Origin of the sequence: Pseudomonas sp. NPDC089407 (assembly GCF_044900445.1) — a bacterium.
Classification (GTDB): domain Bacteria; phylum Pseudomonadota; class Gammaproteobacteria; order Pseudomonadales; family Pseudomonadaceae; genus Aquipseudomonas.
The window spans coordinates 1-1,536 of sequence record NZ_JBJDNB010000079.1 but is presented as its reverse complement, the minus strand read 5'-3'; the positions used below and the strand labels follow the sequence as shown (position 1 = coordinate 1,536).

Sequence of the window (1,536 nt, the reverse complement as noted above, 5' to 3'; positions counted from 1 at the left end):
AGCACTGGTGTGTGTCAGCACACCCGCGTGGGAGAGTGATCCGCACGGTATCGGCGTGAAGTCCCTGTAGGCATCAGCTGAATCAGCTGTGACCACGTATGAGAGAGTGAACCCTTTCGCCGCCGTGTGCCCCGCGCGCCCTTTATCCTGCGAGGATTCATCATGGCACGCAAGCCTTCCAAGCAACGCTTCACCGTCGTTCATCCCGATTGCGCAGCGATCGACGTCGGTGGTCGAGAGCATTTCGTGGCAGTCGATCCACGGCACGAAAATCCCGTCCAGTCCTTCACGTCCTTTACTGACGACCTGCTCAAAATGGCCAACTGGCTTGAAAGCTTGGGGGTCAAGGTTGTTGCCATGGAGTCCACTGGCGTCTATTGGATTCCAATTTACGAGATCCTCAGCGAGCGCGGTTTTGAGGTTTATCTCGTCAATGCCAGAGCGACTCGACAAATCACGGGCCGCAAATCAGATGTGCTGGATTGCCAGTGGATTTGGCAGCTGATGACTCATGGCCTGCTGAGAGGCGCATTCCGTCCCGACGATCTGACCTGCTGTGTCCGCTCACTGGTCAGGCAGCGTGCTTCCAAAGTGAAAGACCAGGCGCAGACCCTGAACCGGATGCAAAAGGCCATGAGCCAAATGAACATCCAGCTGGCCAATGTCATCAGTGATATTTCCGGCGTAACCGGCATGAAGATTCTGCGAGCCATCTGCGCAGGTGAACGGGACCCTGTGCAACTGGCTGAACTGACCGACCGCCGCATCAAGGCAGGCAAGGAGGCTGTCGCTCGGAGTCTTCATGGCAATTGGCGGCGCGAGCATCTGCATGCGTTAACTCAGGAATTGGCTGCCTATGACTTCCTGGAGCAGCAAATTGCTGATTGTGACGAGGCCATAAAAACCGCGTTAGAGCAGCTGCCGGTGCTGCAAAACAAGCCAGAACCATCCAACAAGCCTTTACGAAGCCCACACCGAAGCGGCGCCCAACAGACTGAACTGCATCAGACATTGTGGAAAGTTCTTGGCGTGGACCTGACCGCAATCCCAACCATTGGGGTGGACACCGCATTAGTGCTGGCTGGCGAGATCGGTACAGATCTATCACGCTTCCCATCCTCACAGCACTTCTGCTCTTGGTTGGGACTGGCTCCTCCTACCCGAATTTCCGGCGGTCATCGACTGACAGGTGGCGGGCCAAAAATAGTTAATCGAGCAGCTCAAGCACTCAAGCAGGCCGCATCCAATGCTCGTAACGACAAAGGCTTCATTGGCGCATCGCACCGAGCTAGGCTGACTCGAATGGATACCAGCTGCGCCATCAAAGCCACTGCGCATCAGTTGGCACGACTGGTGTACAACTTGCTAACCAAGAAACAGGCTTATGTCGAAAAAGGTCTTGAGGAATTCGAAGCCAGGAGCCAAGACCGGCAGGTCCGGGCTTTGCTTCGCAAAGCCCGGAAGCTGGGGTATCAAGTGGTGGCTGCCTGAGTGCTTAAAAAACAGTGGGTTGCATTTTGTTTGATGAGAGCTGGC

General features: G+C 55.5%; 1 protein-coding gene. It reads left to right on the top strand.

Annotated elements, in window-relative coordinates:
- Positions 1-162 precede the first annotated feature (162 nt).
- On the top strand, positions 163-1,491 hold the full coding sequence (locus ACI2KG_RS29050) for an IS110 family transposase (protein WP_404664249.1): 1,329 nt from the start codon (positions 163-165) through the stop codon (positions 1,489-1,491).
- Positions 1,492-1,536 lie beyond the last annotated feature (45 nt).

What these genes read in the sequence shown, in the direction of transcription:
- ACI2KG_RS29050 (WP_404664249.1), top strand. Translation starts at nt 163, where the DNA reads ATGGCACGCAAGCCTTCCAAGCAACGCTTCACCGTCGTTCATCCCGAT.